Raw genomic sequence first — 841 nt, 5'->3', positions numbered from 1 at the left:
CTGCATGAGAACGTCGCGGCGGCAGACGAAGTGCCCAGGCCGCGTCCATCCTCGCTGCACAGCGCGGGCGGAACCGTGTTGCTGGTCGACGACGAGGGCGCGGTGCGTGGCCCGGCGGCCGACAAGCTGCGCGCGCTCGGCCTGGAGGTCCTCGAGGCAAAAGACGGAGCGGAGGCGCTGCGGGTGCTGGCCTCCGCGCGGCCCGACCTGCTGGTCACCGACGTCGGGCTGCCGAACGGCATGAACGGGCGGCAGGTGGCCGAAGCCGTGCGTGAGCACGCCCCAGGCCTGCCGGTGCTGTTCATCACCGGCTACCCCGCCACGGCGCTGCCGCCCGGCATGGAGGTGATCGACAAGCCCTTCAAGCTCGACCTCCTGGCGCACCGGGTGCTGGCCATCCTGAGGGCGGGGCGGCAGATTGATCCGGCGCTCAAGCTCTAACAGAAGCTTTATGGATCACGCGTCAGCGCGAAGCATCGGACGTCCTGCTGTGCTGGTCCTTCTCAAGGGCATCGAAATAGCGGACGACCTCCGCGGAGGCACCGCCGAGGTGAAGATAGTCCTTGTTGAAGCCTGCCAGGGCCTGCAGCTCATCGACCTTCAACAGGCTCAGCATCCGCTGATCCATTGAAATCAAGCCGCGCTCACGAAACGTCTTGAGCACGCGGTTCACATGCACCGGAGTAAGGCCGAGCGTATCGCCCAGCTCTATCTGCGTCAGCGGAAGCTTGAACACGTCGCCATCGGTCAAACCTACCGCAGCATGGCGCCAGAGTAGCTCACAGAGAAGGTAGGCGACACGCCCCCGGGCGTCGCGGCGACCGAGCGAGACGATCCGCTC

Annotated in this window: 2 protein-coding genes; one reads left to right on the top strand and one right to left on the bottom strand. The window is 66.5% G+C overall.

The annotated features are described in order from the left end of the window. The coding region (locus tag D2K64_RS23890) for a response regulator (protein WP_157986123.1) at nucleotides 1–441 on the top strand (441 nt) is incomplete at its 5' end. 22 nt (nucleotides 442–463) lie between these two features. Here D2K64_RS23890 and D2K64_RS23885 read toward each other — a convergent pair. Further along, a partial coding sequence (locus tag D2K64_RS23885; protein ID WP_157986122.1) for a Crp/Fnr family transcriptional regulator occupies nucleotides 464–841 on the bottom strand: 378 nt, incomplete at its 5' end.

Origin of the sequence: Teichococcus vastitatis, assembly GCF_003604215.1 — a bacterium.
Classification (GTDB): domain Bacteria; phylum Pseudomonadota; class Alphaproteobacteria; order Acetobacterales; family Acetobacteraceae; genus Pseudoroseomonas; species Pseudoroseomonas vastitatis.
Note: the sequence above shows the minus strand (reverse complement) of the source record. Positions and strands in the feature narration are given on the sequence as shown.